The 20,624-nt window shown below is 35.2% G+C and carries 18 protein-coding genes and 2 pseudogenes; 4 read left to right on the top strand and 16 right to left on the bottom strand.

Annotation, left to right across the window (positions count from 1 at the left end):
- Positions 1-239: 239 nt before the first annotated feature.
- The gene (locus L987_RS12710; protein ID WP_047505194.1) at positions 240-1,643 is read left to right on the top strand and encodes an MDR family MFS transporter; all 1,404 of its coding nucleotides are present in this window, start codon (positions 240-242) and stop codon (positions 1,641-1,643) included.
- A gap of 121 nt (positions 1,644-1,764) precedes the next feature.
- Here the strand turns inward: L987_RS12710 and L987_RS12705 are convergent, their stop codons facing one another.
- Entirely contained in the window at positions 1,765-2,961 is a 1,197-nt protein-coding gene (locus L987_RS12705) for an amidohydrolase (protein ID WP_047505191.1), read from the bottom strand.
- A gap of 152 nt (positions 2,962-3,113) precedes the next feature.
- Positions 3,114-4,295 (bottom strand): MFS transporter, encoded by a 1,182-nt coding sequence (locus tag L987_RS12700; protein ID WP_047505188.1) that lies wholly within the window; start codon positions 4,293-4,295, stop codon positions 3,114-3,116.
- Positions 4,296-4,415: 120 nt separating this feature from the next.
- On the opposite strand from L987_RS12700, the gene L987_RS12695 reads away from it, so the two are divergent.
- Together L987_RS12695 and L987_RS12690 are read left to right on the top strand one after the other, a co-directional pair.
- On the top strand, positions 4,416-4,796 hold the full coding sequence (locus L987_RS12695) for a winged helix-turn-helix transcriptional regulator (protein ID WP_002484325.1): 381 nt from the start codon (positions 4,416-4,418) through the stop codon (positions 4,794-4,796).
- A gap of 257 nt (positions 4,797-5,053) precedes the next feature.
- Positions 5,054-5,413 carry a DUF1304 domain-containing protein gene (locus L987_RS12690; protein ID WP_047505185.1) on the top strand — a complete coding sequence of 120 codons (360 nt, stop codon included), beginning with the start codon at positions 5,054-5,056 and terminating at the stop codon, positions 5,411-5,413.
- 123 nt (positions 5,414-5,536) lie between these two features.
- Here L987_RS12690 and L987_RS12685 read toward each other — a convergent pair whose 3' ends face one another.
- The 4 genes and pseudogenes from L987_RS12685 to L987_RS12670 form a co-directional block, all read right to left on the bottom strand.
- The gene (locus L987_RS12685) at positions 5,537-6,892 is read right to left on the bottom strand and encodes a sugar porter family MFS transporter (RefSeq protein WP_047505182.1); all 1,356 of its coding nucleotides are present in this window, start codon (positions 6,890-6,892) and stop codon (positions 5,537-5,539) included.
- A 290-nt stretch (positions 6,893-7,182) separates the two neighbouring features.
- Positions 7,183-8,207 (bottom strand): annotated as a pseudogene (locus L987_RS12680) (NAD-dependent formate dehydrogenase).
- Positions 8,208-8,375: 168 nt separating this feature from the next.
- Positions 8,376-8,770 (bottom strand): annotated as a pseudogene (locus L987_RS13830) (DUF2294 domain-containing protein).
- A 38-nt stretch (positions 8,771-8,808) separates the two neighbouring features.
- Positions 8,809-9,429 (bottom strand): phosphatase PAP2 family protein, encoded by a 621-nt coding sequence (locus tag L987_RS12670; RefSeq protein ID WP_047505180.1) that lies wholly within the window; start codon positions 9,427-9,429, stop codon positions 8,809-8,811.
- A gap of 212 nt (positions 9,430-9,641) precedes the next feature.
- On the opposite strand from L987_RS12670, the gene L987_RS12665 reads away from it, so the two are divergent.
- Positions 9,642-10,247: a class I SAM-dependent methyltransferase gene (locus tag L987_RS12665; protein WP_047505177.1), complete on the top strand. Its 606-nt coding sequence runs from the start codon at positions 9,642-9,644 to the stop codon at positions 10,245-10,247.
- Positions 10,248-10,250: 3 nt separating this feature from the next.
- Here L987_RS12665 and add read toward each other — a convergent pair whose 3' ends face one another.
- The 10 genes from add to L987_RS12615 form a co-directional block, all read right to left on the bottom strand.
- Positions 10,251-11,225 carry an adenosine deaminase gene (gene add, locus L987_RS12660; protein WP_047505174.1) on the bottom strand — a complete coding sequence of 325 codons (975 nt, stop codon included), beginning with the start codon at positions 11,223-11,225 and terminating at the stop codon, positions 10,251-10,253.
- Positions 11,226-11,650: 425 nt separating this feature from the next.
- A complete protein-coding gene (locus L987_RS12655) occupies positions 11,651-11,899 on the bottom strand; it encodes a hypothetical protein (protein WP_231097707.1) in 249 nt (82 codons plus the stop codon).
- Between the two features lie 50 nt (positions 11,900-11,949).
- On the bottom strand, positions 11,950-12,564 hold the full coding sequence (gene cysC / locus L987_RS12650; protein WP_011303992.1) for an adenylyl-sulfate kinase: 615 nt from the start codon (positions 12,562-12,564) through the stop codon (positions 11,950-11,952).
- 18 nt (positions 12,565-12,582) lie between these two features.
- Positions 12,583-13,761 carry a sulfate adenylyltransferase gene (gene sat, locus L987_RS12645; protein ID WP_011303993.1) on the bottom strand — a complete coding sequence of 393 codons (1,179 nt, stop codon included), beginning with the start codon at positions 13,759-13,761 and terminating at the stop codon, positions 12,583-12,585.
- 15 nt (positions 13,762-13,776) lie between these two features.
- Positions 13,777-14,688 carry a sulfite exporter TauE/SafE family protein gene (locus tag L987_RS12640; protein WP_047505171.1) on the bottom strand — a complete coding sequence of 304 codons (912 nt, stop codon included), beginning with the start codon at positions 14,686-14,688 and terminating at the stop codon, positions 13,777-13,779.
- Positions 14,689-14,708: 20 nt separating this feature from the next.
- A complete protein-coding gene (locus tag L987_RS12635) occupies positions 14,709-15,302 on the bottom strand; it encodes an NAD(P)-binding protein (RefSeq protein WP_231097708.1) in 594 nt (197 codons plus the stop codon).
- Positions 15,303-15,345: 43 nt separating this feature from the next.
- A complete protein-coding gene (locus L987_RS12630; RefSeq protein ID WP_047505165.1) occupies positions 15,346-16,086 on the bottom strand; it encodes a sirohydrochlorin chelatase in 741 nt (246 codons plus the stop codon).
- Between the two features lie 46 nt (positions 16,087-16,132).
- On the bottom strand, positions 16,133-16,906 hold the full coding sequence (cobA, locus tag L987_RS12625; protein ID WP_011303997.1) for a uroporphyrinogen-III C-methyltransferase: 774 nt from the start codon (positions 16,904-16,906) through the stop codon (positions 16,133-16,135).
- Positions 16,907-16,928: 22 nt separating this feature from the next.
- The gene (locus L987_RS12620; protein ID WP_047505162.1) at positions 16,929-18,638 is read right to left on the bottom strand and encodes an NADPH-dependent assimilatory sulfite reductase hemoprotein subunit; all 1,710 of its coding nucleotides are present in this window, start codon (positions 18,636-18,638) and stop codon (positions 16,929-16,931) included.
- A gap of 15 nt (positions 18,639-18,653) precedes the next feature.
- Positions 18,654-20,483, bottom strand: coding sequence for an assimilatory sulfite reductase (NADPH) flavoprotein subunit (locus L987_RS12615; RefSeq protein WP_047505159.1), 1,830 nt, complete (start codon positions 20,481-20,483; stop codon positions 18,654-18,656).
- Positions 20,484-20,624: the final 141 nt, after the last annotated feature.

The following is a 20,624-nucleotide window of genomic DNA, read 5'->3' as shown; positions in this document are numbered from 1 at the left end:
AGTATTTTTAACATACAGTTGTAAAATGTTATTGTGCATTTTCTAATCATTATTCACACAAATATCAATCATTACTTACCTAAAGAACTACCTTTTAAACCGCCTTTTTAAAAACTATTTCATTCCTGTCTCGTTCTGTTTGACTACAAATTTAATTTTTCCAGTTCAACTTTTAGTTTTAAATTTTGTATAGTGCTATAATATAATACTGTTTAATTTTTATGAAAGAAGTGAGTTAATTGAGTGCAAGCGATACTTTCCATGTCGAAAAAAGAATCCCCTTATTTATCGTACTACTATCAGGGGCCTTTATTACTATTTTAAACCAAACGTTACTTGGTACGGCTTTACCGCCAATTATGAAAGATCTTCAAGTATCTGAAAGTACCGTACAATGGTTACAATCCATATTTATGTTAGTAAACGGAATAATGATTCCTATTACAGCATTTTTAATTGAACGTTATACATCGAGGCAGTTATTCTTAACTGCAATGAGTATTTTTGCTTTAGGTACATTGCTTTGTGCAGTGGGCGTAGATTTTTCAATGCTTCTGATTGGTCGTGTCCTACAAGCAGCAGGTGCTGGTATTATGATGCCACTTATGCAAACAATCTTATTCCTAACTTTCCCTAAAGAAAAACGTGGGACTGCTATGGGTCTCTTCGGACTCGTCATCGCATTTGCGCCAGCAATTGGACCAACATTATCAGGTGTTTTAGTTGAACATCTTACTTGGAGAAGTGTCTTCTACGTTGTGTTCCCTATCGCAATAATTATAATTATTGCTTCAATTTTCCTATTGAAAAACGTTACCGAAACATCACATCCAAAACTGGATATCACATCTGTAATTCTATCTACATTAGGTTTCGGTGGACTCCTTTACAGCTTTAGTTCAGTCGGCGAAGCTGGATGGGGCAGTGTTCAATTCATTGCACCACTCATCATTGGCATTGTTTCATTAGTTGTTTTCATTCGTCGTCAATTGAAACTAAAAGAACCTATGCTTGAGTTTAGAGTCTTTAGTTATAATATTTACACTTTAGGTACAGCATTAAGTATGTTTGTCTTTGGTGTATTAATCGCATCTAACATTATCTTGCCGTTATATATGCAGAATATGTTACAGTTCTCTGCTTTAGAGTCTGGTCTCGTATTATTGCCTGGCGCTATTATTATGGGTATCATGAACCCAATTACAGGTTATTTATTCGATAAGTTCGGAGGTAAATGGCTTGCACGTATTGGACTACTCATTTTAGTTCTATCCACATTACCATTTACAGTATTAACGGCGCACACGTCGTTTACTTATCTTGCTACATCGAATGCCGTTCGTATGGTGTCGCTCGCTATGGTAATGATGCCGATGACAACTTTAGCAATCAATCAATTGCCAAATCACCTTATCGCACATGGTACTGCAATGAACAATACATTTAGACAAATGGCTGGGGCAATTGGTACAGCATTATTTATTACATTAATGTCTGTTTCATCAAACCCTAGTGATGGTATTGAAGGTATCATCCATGGTGTTAACGTTACATTTATGGTTGCAGCAGCAATTTCATTTGTAGCATTGATATTATCAGCCAAATTATCCGATGATAGCAAACCTTCACGCAGAACAATGTAGTCTATGTGTTAGGTTAATGGTTATTAAATAATTAAAAAAGCACTTACGATGCATTCAGTCATGCATTTCGTAAGTGCTTTTTTATTTATCACAATTCTTAATCACTGATTATTTATTAAAATCAATCAGTAGCTGTCAGTCTATTAATTGCTATTTCCCCAAGCGATTTGGCTGTTACAATTAATGCATCCTCATTTACTTCAAATTTCGGATGATGATTCATATATGGTGACGTCACCTGTTCTGGTTTACAACCAACTATATAGAAGGTACCCGGAATCTCTTTTAAATAATATGCAAAGTCCTCTGATCCCGATACAGCAGGAATTTCTACAAGCTGTTCAAAATAATCACCTTTACTTGCAGATAATATATCAACAACATGATTGGTTTGTGTTGGATGATTATAAAGTACAGGATATCCAAATTGGTAATCCAAATCATATGTGATATCAAATCCGACAGCGACACTTTGAGCAACTTTCTCAATTTCTTCATACATAAATTGTTCTAAATCATCATTTTGATAACGTGCAGTCCCTTTAATTGTAACTTTATCTTGAATGACATTCGCACCACCTGGCGCTTCAAAAGCTCCTACCGTTATGACTCCCATTTCTGATGGATCAATACGTCTTGATACGATTGTTTGAAGCGTATTTACAAAGTTTGTTCCCGCAACTAATGCATCATGTGTCTTGTGCGGGCTAGCAGCATGACCACCCAATCCTTTGATTGTTAGTGTGAAAGTGGAACTACCCGCAAATGCATTGCCTTTATTGAAACCAATCACTTCTGGTCCTGCCACGGGCACAACATGAATACCATAAATTTCATCCACATCATTGAGTGCACCAGATGCCATGATTTGTTGCGCCCCTCCTGGAGGCATTTCCTCTGCATGTTGGTGAATGATTTTGATTGTGCCTGAAAGTTGGTCTTTGATGTCAATCAGCGCATCCGCTAATCCTAATAAATAGGCAGTATGTGCGTCATGTCCACATGCGTGCATCACGCCTTGGTTTAACGATTTGAATGGGACGTCCGCTTCTTCTTCAATTGGTAACGCATCAAAATCAGCACGCAACCCAATTGTCTTACCCGGATATTGGCCTGTTATCTCAACAATAATTGCATTACTACCCTCAACGGGTTGTGTTATTGTGACATCTTTATTTTTGTAAAAATCTTGAATATAAGCAGCGGTTTCCGTTTCTTGAAAAGATAATTCTGGATGTTGATGTAAATAACGACGATGCTGCACCATTTCCTCTTTTTTTGCTTCTAATTTTTCAAATAAACTTTCTTTTACATTCATAAACATTCACTTCTCTCAATTAAATTTAAAACATATCACTCTACAACAATTTTAAATTTAATAGTAAATTAATTCAAATATAAATTTAAATTTTAAAAACTTTACATTTTTTATGAATATTTTTCAAAATGAATTATCAATGCATCTTAGCATTACGCTATATTCAATTCTGTTGATTTTTCATTTTTATAAACCATATACATCATTGCACTCGCAATCAATACCATCGCGAAACCAAAATAAGGCGTCATAGTAATTGAAAAATGATTAAGTACGTAACCACCAATGACAGAACCCAAAGTAATACCTATATTAAATGATGCAATATTTAAACTAGACGCAAAATTCGTAGTCGCTTTATTTTTACGTTCTGCAAAAAGTACAACGATTAACTGCAGACCTGGTACATTCATAAAAGCAAACAGTCCCATAATTAAAATAGCGATTGTACCTAAAATTTGATGTGATACCGTCACACCAACAATTAACAATACAATGGCTTGAATTAAAAATATACCGATTAACACTTGCATTGGACGGTTATTCGTTAATTTACCACCAAGCGTATTACCAATGGCTACCATCACACCATAAATCACTAACAATATAACAACTGCATCATCACTATAATGTAAAGTATCAGTCAGTAGTGTTGTTAAGTAAGTGTACACAACAAAAGTGCCACCATAACCAAGTGCAGTGATTAAATATACCATCATCAATGATTTATTTTTAAAAACGGTTAACTGTTCTAACATAGATGCTTGTTCGTATTCATTTAAATCGTTCGGTACAGATATGATATTAATTACTAAACTTAAAAAGCCAATAATCACAATTGTTATAAATGAAGCTTCCCAACCAAATTGTTGACCTATCCAAGTTCCAAGTGGCACACCTGTGATTGTCGCAACCGTTAAACCTGTAAACATCATGGCAATGGCACTTGAACGTTTATCAGGTGACACTAGATCACTAGCAATGGCTGTAGCGATAGACATGAAGACACCATGCATTAATGCCGAAAGGACGCGCATAGCAAGTAACATACTGAATGTCGTTGAAAATGCTGCTAATGTATTAGCGATAATAAAAATCAGCATGATCCCTATCAGCAAATGCTTACGTTTTATTTTATTTGTCATTGGCGTTAACAATGGCGCACCAATCGTTACACCAACGGCATAAAGTGAAACCGTTAATCCTGCTAGTGAAATCGTCGTATTAAATGAATCTTTGATTAATGGTAATAAACCTACACTTATAAATTCAGTCATGCCTATAGCAAATGCAGACATGGCTAATGCTAAGATTGCAAATTTATTTTTTCTCATAATTTTTTCGCTCCTTATTTTTTGTTGATTGTGTTACTATAATTCACACATATAAAAATAGGAAGTACGCACTTTAAAGTACTATAGGTACTTTTTAGTGTCTATAAAGGAGCTAATGAAATGAGTAAAACATATAATATTGGTGTCGAAGCGACAATAGATGTTATTGGAGGCAAATGGAAACCGGTCATGCTCTGCCATTTACAAAATAATGGCCGCATGCGTACGTCTGCATTAAAACGTGCCATACCAACAATCACTCAAAAGATGCTCACACAACAATTACGAGAACTAGAAAAAGATGGCATTATTAATCGCATCGTTTACGATCAAGTGCCTCCAAAAGTTGAATACGAACTTTCAGAATACGGTCAAACACTGGGTAAAATTCTTTCATCACTTTGCTATTGGGGAGAATTTCATGTAGAAAAAATGTATAAGCAAGGCGAATCCGTTACTTTAAATCAACAAGACTTTGTAGATATTCCTCGTCCTAGCTAATGATTTATTAAGCTATGGTAAAAATCGAAAACTTTTATTAATTATTTAAATTACATTATTATCCGTCTAATTTTTAGTTATTAAAAGCTATAAAAATACTCCCGTTCAAGTTGTCATTTTTAAATGTTTACTTTAAACGGGAGCATTGCTTTTATTTAGTATAACTTTATTCTTTTCTGTGTTTCTTTTATTTAACGCTTTCTATATAATCATGAAGACAGTGCATTTTCAATTTAATACACAAAGGAGTTATCCATATGAGTACCTTGTCTTTCATATTAACTTTATTCGTTGCTATAGAATTTTTATACATTCTCGTTTTGCAAACCTTTTTAACAACTTCGAAAAAAACGAGTCAACTTTTCAAAATCGAACAGCAAGTGTTTCAACAAGACAAATTAAAAACGCTTATGAAAAACCAAGGTGTTTATAATGGTCTTTTAGGAATATTATTGTTATATGGTTTATTTTTTTCTGACCACCCCAGAGAGCTTATTATTAGCATATTGATTTATATGATCCTTGTAGCATTATATGGTGCAATCACAAGTCAAAAAACCATCCTGCTTAAGCAAGGCGGTCTCCCTATACTAGCACTTATCTCGTTTATTTTTTAAATTTATTTCTTATACCGTAGCTATTAGCTAGTTGTCTTGAGCCATATCTAATCTATAGACAAATAATGTTCCAACAAATAAGCCCAGCAACGATTGCGTGTTGTTGGGCTTGTTTCATGATACTTATTTAATTTTTGCTAGATCCACACCCGTGGTTCTTTCTCTTAAGTCATATTCAATCTCTTCTAAACTACGACCTCGTGTTTCTGGTAAGTATTTAATTACAAAATACATTGCCAAGATGCCGATAAATGCAAATATTAAGAATACCCATTCTGTACTTAGGGCACTATTCAATACTGGGAATAATTGTGCCACAATCAGCGTTCCAAAATTCAATACGAGTGTTGCTAAACCAGTAGCAGCACCACGTGCACGCATTGGGAACATTTCTGGTAACATAACCCAAAGAATAGGTCCCCATGTTAAGCCAAAGAACACAATAAATAGTGATAAACATACGATAATAATAACGGCCGAAGATTCAATACCTATCGTCCAAATCAGGATAGCCATTACAAGGAGTGACATGACCATACCGATGTTTCCTGTGATAAGTAGCTTTTTACGATCAATTTTATCTGCAATAAATACTGCGACAATCGTCACAAGTACATTAATCGTACCTATACCCACAGTACCTAGAATAGATGTCGCTTCACCTAGACCCGCTTTACTAAAAATAGTTGGCGCATAAAATATAATCGCATTAATGCCGATGATTTGTTGGAACAGTGCAAATACACAACCAATCACTAACGTAGGTCTTAACCAAGGTGATTTTAAGATAGACCACGTTGATTCTGAAATGGCTGCAATTTCTTTCATTTCTTTAATTTCTGTATTTATTTCTTTGTCGTCATTAAACGTAATTTTCATAACGTCACGCGCAGCTTTTTCACTTTTATGCTCTAGCAACCATCTAGGACTCTCAGGCATAAATGCAATACCAATTAATAGAATAACGGATGGTACGACAGCTAATCCGAGCATCCAACGCCATCCTTCCATATCTGCAAAAGCATAATTCACTAAATATGCTGCTAAAATACCTATTGTAATCATTAATTGGTTCAATGACCCTAGCGAGCCACGATAAGCCGTAGGTGCCATTTCGGATAAGTAAACCGGAACAGTTGCCATGGAGCCACCGACTGCTAAACCTATAACCAATCTACCGACTACAAGCATCGGCATATTTTGTGCAACGGCCAATATTAATGAACCGACAATATAAACAATGGCTATAATTAATACTAAACGTCTTCTACCAATCCTATCAGACAGCGGTCCACTCCCACCTGAACCAATAATAGCACCAACAAGCATGGATGCTACAACTAAGCCTTCTGTAAAACTATTCAATGGAATATCATCATTGATAAAAAGCAATGCCCCTGAAATAACCCCATTATCATAACCATATAACAAACCACCAAGTGCCCCTAATATGAAAATCAAACTCTTATTTACTTTCAAATTTAACATCCCCTTTAAAATTAATTACAGTATATTCCTATTATGTAAGCGTTTCAAATATTAAATTAATTTCTCTTAAAATTTTTTGAAATAAATATATTTTAAATCTACGTTATATTATTATTTGATAAGTAATTTTACTGTCTAAGTTATATAAATTAACTTTTCTAACACGCTTAAACTCTACAACTTCTTTCACACCATTTAAAAAACCCTTGAAATTGAAGTTTGAAATTCAACTTTAAGGATTCACTAGATATTATCTTAGCAGTTTTGTTTTATTTTTATTTTTATTTTGCTGTATAGCTTTTACTTGAAATTTTACCAGCGTCCACAATAATATCTTTGTTTTGGAAAGGTTCGTTATTGAAAAAACGCGTTAAGATATCTTTGACGCCTTCTTCAATACGCGCTTGTGCTTCTAAGGTCATACCTGAATAATGTACTGTCATACCATTTCTAGGCATCGTTCTCCATGGGTGATCTGCTGGTGCTGGTTGTGGATACCAAACATCACCTGCGTAACCTTGAATATGTTTCGCATTTAAGAGTTCCACTAAATCGTTTGTATTTACAATTTTACCACGTGCAGTATTTATTAAATAGCTGCCAACTTTCATACGGCTTAACACATCATAATCAAATAAGTTATCTGTTTCAGGTGTTAAAGGCGCATGGATTGTAACCGCATCACTTGTTGATACTAATTCATCAAAATTAACAAAAGTAGAATGCTCATTATCTTTTTGATTGATTGGGTCATAGTGTTGGATTGTTACATTAAATGGTGCCAATCTTTCGGCTACAAGTTGGCCAATTCTACCGAAACCAAAGATACCAATTGTTTTATTTTGTAATTCATGCACATGGTTACCAACTTTTGATAAGTTCCATTCGCCATCTTTAGCTTGTCTATGACCTTCTTCGTAATTTCTCAATAAGATGAGTAAATCCATAACTGCGTGTTCTGCAACACTGATCGTATTACTACCAGTGACTTCTACAACACCAATATTGTGTTCACTTGCCGCTTGTAAATCGACGTGGTCTGAACCTACCCCAGCAGTGATTACTAATTTTAAATTAGGTGCTTTTTCAATACGTTCTTTCGTCATATATGCTGAATAAAATGGCGCACTAATAACGATATCCATATCTGCTAAATGTTTATCTAAATCAGCTTCATTGTCTGTTAATATAACGAATTCGTGCCCTTTTTCTTCTAAAAATGGTTTCAAACAATTGCTCTTTCAGTATTTAATAATTGATTATCTTCGCCTGCTACGGATTCTGGGAATAATGCTACGATTTTCATGCTTATCTCTCCTAATAATTTATTTTTAAAACTGTGCAATGTTACTGAACTTATGTGCATCTTCGAAGCAAAAAAATACTCGATACGATTTGCACATACCACCTCCTTGAATGAATCATTCAAAACGTAGTTAGCAAATAGCACCGAGTACCTTACACCATTCCGTATTTATTCAATTGATTTATCGAATACAAATATTGATACAACCTCATCATCGGCTAAATCAATATCTGTAAATAATTTAACAAATTTAGCTCCAACGAGCGTTTCCAATTTCATCTAATTTAATATCGCTGTATAACTGTTTTATCTTTTCAGTGCGGTTATAGTGAAGCATGACTTCATTTTGTTTATCGCCTAAATAAAACTGTTCAACTTTACTTAACGCGTCCGTCATATAGGCAATAGCCCAGTTTCCCTTTAAACGAAACTTGTACTTTCTCAGGCCCTTTACCTACATGTTGTTTACGATAAGAACGAATTAAATTTGAAAATTGTTGTTCTTTTTTATGTGATTCTATTTGACTCACCTTCTTCACAAAGTAATGAGTTATAGCTTTCATTTACTTATATTTCTATTATATATCAAGCAATTTAAAATTCAAGTGTTATTACTTTTTTTAAAAATCACACTAAAAATACCTTTAGTTTCAAATTCAATATATAGTGTTTGTATTAATATATACAATACACATAAACTAGCTATCGTATCTGTGAAATAATGTGCTTGTAAATAAATTCTAGATATCATAATCGATAAGATTAATATCGCGCCTATAAAGATGACAGCCTTATGTTTCGCTAATAATACAATCAAACTAACTAAGATACATACACTTAAAACATGCATACTAGGAAAACTATAACCGTCGATGATCGCACTCGGTCTTGGACGTTGGATAGCATATTTTAAAAATGTTCCAATAGCAAAGACACTAAAACACCAAAATCCATACCAAACACATTTAAATCTATCATAAATCAGTAAACCTAGTAATATGATTAACACCATACATAAACAGGCAATAGGTGAAAATACTGTTGAAATCATTGTTAAATATTGAACGATTATCTCTGAAGACATCGTACGATGTAGTAATTGATATATGCTAGCATCCATATTTTCCGTTAAGTTAAACGCAATGCATATAATTAGCATAATGAGACACAGACTGCCTACCGTCATTTTTAAATAATTATTCACGTTGACTATTCCTTCCATAACGCATTCTTCTATATAATAAGTAAACCAAGTATTTTCAATTTACTCAATCCTACTTTAGGCTTATAAATATTAATATGATAAAATCATAATATTTATAATGTATATGATTTTGAATAAAACGATTTGTATCCTTGCATGGTCTTATGCTAAAATCAATTAAAGACTTAAAGTATCTACAATAACTATTATAATACTAAAGGAGTTTTACCTTGAATAAAGACCAGTTTGAACAAATGGCCCACAAGTATGACCACCCTGACAGAATTCACCTAGCACAAATCATTGCCCAAGCAACAAATCAATTGCTCAATCATACAACTTACCATTCGTTATTAGATTATGGTGGTGGCACTGGACTCGTAACATTAAATATAGATCATCACTTTGAACAAGTCACACTTATGGATGCCTCAACTCAAATGGTAAATATTTTTGATGAAAAAATATCAGCATTAGAAAAGACTTCTATTCAAACACTTGTCGGCGATATTTTGGCTGATGATCATCCATTAAACCAATCAACCTATGATGTCATTTTCTTATCTTTAGTCTTACTTCATAGTGGTGACTATAAAGCTTTATTGGATAAACTTTACACGCACCTCAATCCAGGAGGCATGCTGATTTTAGTTGATTTTGATAAAAATGAAAATGTTCAGCATCCAAAAGTTTACAATGGCTTTAAGCAATCTGATATTCTAGAAACCTTTGCTCAAATAGGGTTATCACAAACACAGGCTCATACATTTTATGCTGGTGATCATCTTTTTATGAATCAACATGCTAGTATATTTATTGCTTCGGGTTTTAAATAATTTTTACATTTTTAAGTGTAACTGCTTTCTCTCTTCGTCACTTAAAAATGCATAGTCTACTGCTCTTTCATTAATATATTTGACTTGTTCTAATGTCATCATTTCATTTTCTATAAGTAAAGTATATTCTTCATTTAATGATGTCTGTGTAACGGTTCTATTATCTGTATTAATTAAAAAAGGTATATCTTGTTCTAGCAAATAAGGTAAATTTAATGCTTCTAACCCTGTAATGGCCTTGGTTTGAATATTACTTTTTGGACACATCTCTAAGAGTACGTCATTTTCTTTAACAAACTGCAATGATTGTTTATCTTGATTTATAGCAACACCATGTCCAATACGTTTCGAGCCTAATTTAATACCTTCTATCACATTATGCATACAACCGCACTCTCCAGCGTGTAACGTAAGATTGAAACCTTTATCTAAGCCATATTTTATTGTATCTTCAATCGCTTCAGTAGGAAATCCTACTTCAGGACCTGCAAAGTCAATGCCACAAATTGCTTCATGATGATGTTGATGAATAAAATCAAAAAGTGCTTGGTTTTGTTCAGTATGATGTTGTCGCATCGCACATACTAACAAATTAACGCCTATCCCTAATGTATTAACCGCTTCATTAACACCTAACTCTACTGCTTCCAACACCTCTGTCATCGTTAACCCTTGATCCATATGAAATAATGGTGCGAAACGAATTTCAATATATTTCACATTATCGTTATATGCTTGCTTGGCAACATCTACAACCGCACGTTTCAAACTATCTTTTGTCTGAAGTACTTTTAATATTTCATCAAAACACTGTAAATAGTCATCTAAACTATCACACTGACTACTGACAAATAATTTTGATTCATCTAAGTTAACACCTTGTTCATCTGCAAGTTGTCTAATCAATTCTACACTTGTTGAACCGTCTAGGTGACAATGTAATTCAACCTTGGCAATTTCTTCTATGGACTTATTCATGCTTAGAACCTACCTCTACCTACATTTGATTATGTTTAAAATTTATCTATTTACTATATCATGATGCATTTAACTTTGCTACGACTCAAATTACATGTCGACATAACGTTGAGCCATCATTTTTAATCAACTCATTTTAAATTAAGTATAACCAAAAAGCAGTGTCTGATGATGTATAGTCATATAAATACAATGTATTTTGGGCGAGACGCTTGAAGGAACAGGACAAGCTAAAGACCTCAGACTGAAGCTGGATCCTTAGAAAGTGAGCCAACCATACGAAAAATTAAATAAAGAAGAAGCGCTCAGATCCATTGAATTAAATCACCTGAGCGCTTCTTTTTCTGGGGTTGATGTATCACTTCCCCATTATTATACAATAAACATTATCTACATAGCTTGATAACATTGATTAAAAATAGACATCATATTTCACCTAAGTAACCTAATATGACTAGTGAAATACCTAAACCAACAAAACTCATAATGAGTAGCGTGACAACAATTTTCAATTCAGTCAAAAAATATTTTCTATCTTGTCCTTTATTTACAAGCCAAACACCTAAAACCACGACGAGTACAAAAATTATAATCAAACAATATGCAATTATATTTAAAATGCCCATATCAATGCCCCTTTGCGTACGATTCACATGTTGACCTTCTGTATGCATCAGTTATTTCGCACATCTCTATCACGTTCTCCCAAACATCAATGCTTAACCTATACTGGTTTCACATCAAGATAGTCATGTACTTTTAAATAGTCAATAATTTGATTAACAGCTGTTTCAATACTGTCTTGCTCTGTATCTATAATAATTTCTGGATTATTGGGCTCTTCATAAGGCGCATTGATTCCAGTAAATCCTTTAATTTCTCCGTTTCTTGCTTTTTGATACAATCCTTTAGGATCTCTAGATTCACACGTTTCTATACTACAAGACGTGTATATTTCGATAAATTCTTTGTCGTCTAATAAGTTTCGTACTTCATCTCGGTCAGCTTGATAGGGCGATATAAACGCTGTAATCGTAATTAATCCTGCATCGACCATGAGTTTACTTACTTCGCCAATACGACGTATATTCTCTTTTCGATCTTCCGGACTAAAGCCAAGATTGTTATTTAAGCCATGTCTGACATTATCTCCATCTAGTCGGTACGTATGTACTTGTTGTTGATATAATGCTTTTTCTAATGCTACTGATATCGTAGATTTACCAGAACCTGATAAACCCGTAAACCAGATGACAACACTGCGATGTTGATTACGTTGTTGTCTTTCTACTTTCGTAACTGCTGATTCATGCCATGTAATATGATTTGAAGTGGCCATGTTCAAACTCCTTTGATCTTATTTTTCTTGTAATCCTTTGATAAGTACATCCGCTACCTCTGGTCTTGAAAAAGCTTTCGGCAAGGACTCTCCGTTTTTTAATTTTTCACGAACTTTCGTGCCACTCAAATGTAAATGTTCTGAAGCATCGTGTGGACATGTTTTGGCTGTTGCCATATTTTCACAAACATTGCAGTAAAAAGCATGTTCAAATTTCAAAATTTGTATGCCCAATTCATCTTCATATTGTGCGATGAGTGTTTGCGCATCGTAAGTTCCATAATAATCACCGACACCCGCGTGATCACGTCCTACAATAAAATGCGTGCAACCATAATTTTTTCGTACTGTGGCATGTAATATCGCTTCACGTGGACCTGCATAACGCATCGCAGCTGGATAAATAACTAATCTCGTTCTATTTTCCGGGTAATAATTTTTTAATATCACTTCATAACTTTCCATGCGAACGGCTGCAGGAATATCATCTGATTTTGTTTCACCTACTAAAGGATTCAGTAATAAACCATCTACAGATTCTAAAGCTGCTTTTTGAATATATTCATGTGCACGGTGTACAGGATTACGCGTTTGAAACCCAACAACCGTTTTCCAATTTAAGTCATAAAACAATTGTCTCGTCTCAGATGGGTCCAAATGATAATCGACAAATTCATCATGTTTCGGTCGATCTACTAGGTGAATGGGTCCAGCAAGATAGACACTGCCTTTTTCATATACCTTCAATACACCTGGATGTTCAATATCCGTAGTACCATAAACGAATGCTGCTTCTTTCTCCTTGTCATAGGTATATTTTTCCTCAAGTTCAAGCACACCATATAAATGATTATCTTCACCATATAACGCAATGCTTTCACCGATTTCAAGCTCATTTGCTTTATCTTCCGTAACCGGCAACGTAATCGGTATACTCCACACTAGACCGTTTTTCAAATGGAGATTTTCAACGACTTCATTATAATCCGCTTCATTCATAAAACCTGTAAGGGGACTAAAACCACCAATGCCAATCAGTTCTAAATCTGATAAACTCCAAGGGTTCAGTGTAATGGCTGGCATGGAATGCGATACTTCCAACATTGTTTCCTTCAGCTCAGCGTTAACTTCTCTATTAATTAATGTACCACCATGTGGTTGAATCGTATTTTCAATAATCTCTTTTGTTAATGCCATATTGATTCACTCCTTTTAATCTATCTCATTTGCGTTAACATTCACTTTCTTTTTAGAAAAATCTATGGGTAGCTTTTTATTTTGATATAAAGCGAAAATAATTAAGCCTATCCAAAGCAGTATGACTGCAATTTTTATCACTATGGAAGTTGTTGCATTTAATTGAAAAACACTAATTAGTGAACTGCTATTTGTAAAAATAATCATCCCACCGACACAGACTGCTAATATATTCATCGGCAAAATTTTAACTAACCATGCTGCAAAAGGTGCAGCAATCAAACCACCAATACTTAGCGCAATCACTAACCCCCAGTTAATCTGGCTCCATCCCAAGAAGATAATGAAACTGATGGATGCTGAAATAGTGACAAAAAATTCACTTGCAGATACTGTACCTATGGCATATCTCGGTTCTAGCTTTTTCTGTGCTAATAATAAAGGTGTGTTGACTGGGCCCCAGCCGCCACCACCAATGGCATCTAAAAATCCTGCAACTGCGCCTTGCGGAATCATGGCATAACGTCCGATCGTCGAAGGATCTTTAACAACTGTTTGATGACGTTTATATAAAAATTGATATAAAATATATATGCCCATTGTTAATAGAAATATTGCTATAAAAGGTTTAATCAAGTCACTATGTATATGACTTAAAAACGCTGCGCCAATAAATGATGTAATCGCACCTGGTATTGCTAACTTAATCATGGTAGGTTTATGTACATTTTCAAATTTCAGATGTGAGGTACCAGAAGCAGCCGTTGTTGCAATTTCTGAAAAATGTATTGTCGCGGATGCAATTGCTGGTGCGATACCAAATGTGAGTAATATTGATGATGATGAAGCACCAAAGCCCATGCCTAGTGATCCATCAATGAGTTGAGCGAGGAATCCTGCAAGTGCAAAGATAAATAATTTATGCATTTGTCGTGCCCCTTCCGACTTTAGTTTAGTGATTCAAGTTTCTTTATCATTTTGATTTGTTTATTTTTATCTCTATAGGATGGATCTAACACATGTTTCAAAAAATCTTGTTTTTCTTGCGTCGTTAAATTACTTCGTTTGATATGCTGTCTGCATTCATATAAAAAATCCACATACGCTTCATAACTGAGATCGAAACGTGCTTTAAACTCTTCTAAAATTTGTGCAGTGAGCGTTGGGCTTGCACCATTCGTAGAAATACTCAGCGTTAATCGCCCTCTTCTTAATATGCTTGGAAATACAACATCACCAGTATGTGCTTTAGACGTCATGTTTAGTAATGCGTGTTGCGGTTTAGAAGCAGCGATTTGTTGATTTACGCGGTTATCATTCGTGGCAGCAATGATTAAATCTGCTTCCGCGATATCATTTACTTCAAATGCTTTAGCACACCAACTCATCTCACCCTGTTCGTAGCGGTGATATAGTGCAACTGTAAGTGAAGGACTAATAACTTTAATATGGGTTGTATAGTTAACTAATGTGGCAATACGGCGTTCAGCAACCTGTCCACCGCCCACAATCACGACGCGTTTATTAGAAATATCTATCATAAGTGGTATGAATGGCATACCATCACTTCCTTGTTAAAATGAATTACTGTGTCACATATTCAAAAGTCTCTTCAACACGTGCTTTCAATGCATCTTGTAAATGTTGATGTTTACCCAATCGTTTACACAATATAATCTCTTTATCATTTTGATATTCTGTAACCGTATCAATGATTTGTTGATCTAAAATACCTGTAAACCATAAATAAGGCACAATATATATTTGGGAACATTCCGTTTGTACTGCGCTGTTTAGTGCATCTTTGAATGCAGGCTTACAAGCTGCTAAGTAGCAAGTCTCGATATCTTCAATTTCAGTTTGTTCATACAACTGTGTCTTGATCGTAGAAATGTCTATTTGTGTTTGGGGATTATAGCTGCCTCTACCGATAATGAGCACTTTTGCATCCGAATTAGGCGTCACGCCAGATTCTTCAATTCTCTGCTTTAATATCTCAGTCAGTCTCGGTTGTACGCCTAACGGTCTGCCATAGGACACATGTACATTAGGGTATCTTTGCTGACTATGTTCAATTTCTGCTGGAATATCTTTGTAGTAATGCCCTGCACTTAATAACAACACTGGCACAACTGAAATCTCTGTCGCACCTTTATCTACTAGACGCTGAAATCCTTGTGCCAAATTCGGACTGGTTAATTCTAAAAAACATGTTTCCTGTAATGGCACATTGACCTGCGCTTTGACTAAATCAATAAAGTCTGTCGCTTCGTTCACTGCATCTGGAACCCTACTACCATGACTCACATATAAGACACCTCGCATAGTTACCCCTCCTTATTTATAGCGATAAACTCACCTATTTTACTTTCTATTGATATGTTAATTTCGCTACTGCTGATTCAACAGGCATTTCTTCAAACCAACTAATACGTTCTCTTAGTTTGACTACTTCTCCGACAACAATCATCGCTGGATTTTCAATATCCTTTGCTACTTCGACAATATTTGATAATGTACCTACCACAGTTTTTTGAAATTCAGATGTTCCCAGATGAACTAAAGCGACAGGTGTCTCAGATGAACGACCATGTTTCATCAATAATTCACTAATTTCAGGTAATTTTTTAACACCCATATAAATACATAGCGTTTCCGGCCCAAGTGCAAGATGTTTCCAGTAACTTTCTTTATCTATATTTTTATTAATCACACCTGTTACAAATGCAACAGATGAACTATAGTCACGATGTGTTACTGGAATACCTGCATATGCTGGTGCTGCAACACCTGAAGTGATGCCAGGAACGATTTCGAATGGTATATGATGTTCGGCTAATATCTCTGCTTCTTCTCCACCTCTACCAAAGATAAATGGATCTCCACCCTTTAATCTTGTGATGGTTTGTCCTTTCTTTGCTAGATTGACGAGTAATTTATTCGTATCTTCTTGTGGTAATGAATGACGATTCGGATCTTTCCCACAATACATAAATTTCGCTGAAGGCGATGCATGATTTAACAACGCCTTGTTCACCAATCGGTCATACAAGATGACATCTGCTTGTTCAATTGCTTTTAACCCTTTAACTGTAATTAGATCAGGGTCTCCAGGCCCTGCGCCTACTAAAAATACTTTCCCCATCCTGTCACCACTTTCTCAATTTTTAACTATGGAATGTTTGCCCATCTCTTACTTCTTCAACGATGCCAGCACGTACAACGAAATCACCAAAATGTTCGCCTTCTGTTCTTTCTTTTGCATACTGTAATAAAATAGGTCTTAAACTTTCTAAAATTTCTGCTTCACCGATATTTTCTTTGTAGATTTTGTTTAATCTATCACCTATAAAGCCACCGCCTAAATACATATTGTATTTACCTGGACCTTTTCCAATAAATGCAACTTCTGCTAACGCTGGTCTTGCACAGCCATTTGGACAACCTGTCATTCTAATCGTAATTTCTTCTTCTTTTAGACCTGCTTCATCAAGTAAATCTTCAATCTTCGTAATCAACGATGGTAAATATCTCTCTGACTCTGCCATCGCCAGTCCACATGTTGGGAAAGCAACACAAGCCATAGAATTACGTCTTAAACCTGTATAATGTTGACCATCTGTAATACCAAAATCTGTGATAATTTTTTCAATTTCATTCTTTTTATGTGCAGCTACATTCGCAATCACAAGGTTTTGATTCGGTGTTAACCTAAAATCACCTGTGTGAACTTCTGCAATCGTTCTTAATGCCGTTTTTAATTTATAATCTTCCGTATCTTTTACACGTCCGTTTTGAACAAAGAGTGTATAGTGCCATTTACCACTACCTTCAGTCCACCCATAGCGATCACCATTATGTTCAAAATGATAAGGACGCTTGTTTTCTAATTGCCAACCTAAGCGATTGTTGATTTCATTTCTAATCCAATCAACGCCAAGTCTATCTACTGTATATTTAAAGCGTGCATTCGTACGTTCTTCACGATTACCATAATCTCTTTGAACCGTTAAAATCTTTTCACATACATCGACGACTTCTTCCTTAGGAATGTAACCAATCAATCTGCCAACTTGTGGATAGGTTGCTGTATTACCATGTTTCATACCCATACCGCCACCTACAGCGACATTAAAGCCAACAAGTTGTTCATTTTCTAAAATAGCGATTAATCCAATATCTTGAGAATAAACATCTATATCATTAGATGGGGGTACTGCGATACCAATCTTAAATTTACGAGGAAGATATGTTTTGCCATAAATTGGCTCTGGTTCTTCATCGCTAGTATCTAAGACTTTTTCTCCGTCTAACCAAATCTCATGATAGGCTTGTGTTTTCGGCGATAAATGTCTACTAATATCACTGGCAATTTGATTAATTTCACTGTGCACATCCGATTGATATGGATTAGGGTTACACATAACGTTACGATTCACATCACCACAAGCCGCAAGTGTATCTAATAAGGACTGGTTAATATCTTTCATCGTTTGTTTTAAATTGCGTTTTAAAATACCGTGAAATTGAAATGCCTGTCTTGTAGTTAGTTTGATTGTGCCGTTCGCATATGTATTAGCAATATCGTCCATCGCTATCCATTGCTCTGCTGTTGATGCACCTCCTGGCGCACGCACTCTAATCATGAAGCTATACGCAGGTTCTAGCTTTTGTCTTCTACGTTCATCACGTATATCTCTATCATCTTGCATGTAACTACCATGGAATTTTAAAAGTTTCGTATCTTCTTCTGCGATAGCGCCTGTTACTCTATCTGCCAAACCTTGAACAATCGATCCTCGAAGATAATCACTATGTGCTTTGATACGTTCCATTTCATCCAGTTTGTCTGAAAAATTGACTTTTGTTTCAGCCATGTAATCATTCCTTTCTTAGTAAACATCTCTTTGGTAACGTTTTTCTTGTTTCATTTGAGTAAGATAGGCTTCTGCATCTGCTTCTGACATGTCACCTTCTTGCTCTATAACACTACGAATGGTGTCATGTACATCTTTTGCCATGTGTTTTTCATCACCGCAAACATATATTGCTGCACCATCTTGTAGCCATTGATAAAATAGCTCACTTTGTTGGGCAATACGATGCTGAACATAAATTTTTTCTTCTGTATCTCGTGAAAAAGCGAGATCCAGTTTAGCTAATGTTTCATCTTTCAGCCATGCCTGCCATTCTGTTTGATATAAAAAGTCTGTAGTAAAATATTGTTCTCCGAAAAACAACCACGTATTGCCAGATAACCCAAGCTCTTCACGTTCTTGCATATAAGCTCTAAATGGTGCTACGCCTGTGCCTGGCCCTATCATAATGACTGGCGTTTCTTCATCAAATGGAAACTTAAAGTTTGGATTTTTTTTAAGGTAAATCGGTAATGTGTCTCCAGGTTGAATCCGTTCTGCTAGTTGGACAGAGCACACACCTTTACGCGTGCGTTCGTGCGCTTCATATCGAACGGCGCCAACGGTTATATTCACTTCATCTGGTGTGGCCTCATAACTACTAGCGATAGAATATTCTCTTGCTGGCAATTTCCTTAGTAATTTATAAAATGTTTCTGGCTTCAGTTCTGAAGTTGGAAATTCTATTAATAAATCTATGACATCGCGACCATCAACATATTGTTGTATCCATTCTGCATTGTCTATTTGACTAAGTAACTCCGTATTGCCAAATAACTCCGCTGCTTTTTGAAGTAATGGTTTCGTCAGCTTAGTAATCTCAAAGTGTTCAGTTAACGCTTTTTCCAATGGCAATGTATCGCCATCATCATTGATTGGAATTTCAATATCTTTATCCCAACCCAGTGTCTCAATCAGTAGTGTCACAATTTCTGGTTCATTTTGAGGTAAGACTACCACGCAGTCTCCAGGTTCAAATGATTCACCGTAATTATCTAATAGCAATTCAACATGTCTAACTTCTTTGTTAGAACCTCGACCATTCAGATTGATATTCTCTAACACTTCAGCTTTGTAAGGATTCGATTTTGAGTAACGTTTTTCTTTGGCAGATTGTACTGTTTCAGTAGAAGTCACCGTTGAACCATGACCTGTAGATTGATTTAGAATTTCAATATTCTTATTCATCCACTTTTCAGCTAAATCATCAAAATCTAAATCACAATCTTGTCTATCCGTAAGGCGTTCAGCACCTAATTCTAATAATTTTGCATCGAAGTCTTTACCTGTTTGGCAGAAATACTCGTATGACTCGTCTCCTAATGCAAGCACGGAGAACCTTACATTTTCTAATTTTGGTGCCTTACGACTATGTATAAATTCATGAAATGTAAGTGCATTGTCTGGCGGATCACCTTCACCGTGCGTGGCAGTAATGACAAATAAATCCTCCACTTTTTTAAATTCCTTTTGTTTAATTTCATCCATTGCCGTTAACTTAACAGTGTAATTATGTTCGACCAGTCGATCTGCAAATATTTCAGCTAAACTTTGTGCATTACCTGTTTCTGAACCATAAACTACGGTAATGTGACGATCGTTGTTTGTTTGGCTTTCGGATTCATTATTTAAAACATATTCTGCCACCTGTTGTGGCGCCTCAGTTGTTTGTGCTACAGCCCCTTGTTGCGCTGTAAGGTAACCGGTTAACCATATTTGCTGTTCAGCAGTTAACGTCTGAAAAATTTGATTTAACTGTGCTGCTTGTTCTTGGTCAAAAGGACTATTTGATACTGATAAATTCACAATGCATTCACCCCGATATTTATTTGATAAATTATAATTATTGTCTAAATAGGTTTAATCAATTTCATTTCTTGCCATATCAACGATATAGCAATCGAATTTTATATCTTCTACAACATTCATTATATTTCCGATACGAAT

The organism is Staphylococcus sp. ZWU0021 (assembly GCF_000798895.1).
In the GTDB taxonomy this organism is placed as follows: domain Bacteria; phylum Bacillota; class Bacilli; order Staphylococcales; family Staphylococcaceae; genus Staphylococcus; species Staphylococcus saprophyticus.
Note: the sequence above shows the minus strand (reverse complement) of the source record. Positions and strands in the feature narration are given on the sequence as shown.

What these genes read in the sequence shown, in the direction of transcription:
- L987_RS12705 (WP_047505191.1), bottom strand. Translation starts at nt 2,961, where the DNA reads ATGAATGTAAAAGAAAGTTTATTTGAAAAATTAGAAGCAAAAAAAGAG.
- L987_RS12700 (WP_047505188.1), bottom strand. Translation starts at nt 4,295, where the DNA reads ATGAGAAAAAATAAATTTGCAATCTTAGCATTAGCCATGTCTGCATTT.
- L987_RS12695 (WP_002484325.1), top strand. Translation starts at nt 4,416, where the DNA reads ATGAGTAAAACATATAATATTGGTGTCGAAGCGACAATAGATGTTATT.
- L987_RS12690 (WP_047505185.1), top strand. Translation starts at nt 5,054, where the DNA reads ATGAGTACCTTGTCTTTCATATTAACTTTATTCGTTGCTATAGAATTT.
- L987_RS12670 (WP_047505180.1), bottom strand. Translation starts at nt 9,429, where the DNA reads ATGGAAGGAATAGTCAACGTGAATAATTATTTAAAAATGACGGTAGGC.
- add (WP_047505174.1), bottom strand. Translation starts at nt 11,225, where the DNA reads ATGAATAAGTCCATAGAAGAAATTGCCAAGGTTGAATTACATTGTCAC.
- L987_RS12655 (WP_231097707.1), bottom strand. Translation starts at nt 11,899, where the DNA reads ATGCATACAGAAGGTCAACATGTGAATCGTACGCAAAGGGGCATTGAT.
- cysC (WP_011303992.1), bottom strand. Translation starts at nt 12,564, where the DNA reads ATGGCCACTTCAAATCATATTACATGGCATGAATCAGCAGTTACGAAA.
- sat (WP_011303993.1), bottom strand. Translation starts at nt 13,761, where the DNA reads ATGGCATTAACAAAAGAGATTATTGAAAATACGATTCAACCACATGGT.
- L987_RS12640 (WP_047505171.1), bottom strand. Translation starts at nt 14,688, where the DNA reads ATGCATAAATTATTTATCTTTGCACTTGCAGGATTCCTCGCTCAACTC.
- L987_RS12635 (WP_231097708.1), bottom strand. Translation starts at nt 15,302, where the DNA reads ATGATAGATATTTCTAATAAACGCGTCGTGATTGTGGGCGGTGGACAG.
- L987_RS12630 (WP_047505165.1), bottom strand. Translation starts at nt 16,086, where the DNA reads ATGCGAGGTGTCTTATATGTGAGTCATGGTAGTAGGGTTCCAGATGCA.
- cobA (WP_011303997.1), bottom strand. Translation starts at nt 16,906, where the DNA reads ATGGGGAAAGTATTTTTAGTAGGCGCAGGGCCTGGAGACCCTGATCTA.
- L987_RS12620 (WP_047505162.1), bottom strand. Translation starts at nt 18,638, where the DNA reads ATGGCTGAAACAAAAGTCAATTTTTCAGACAAACTGGATGAAATGGAA.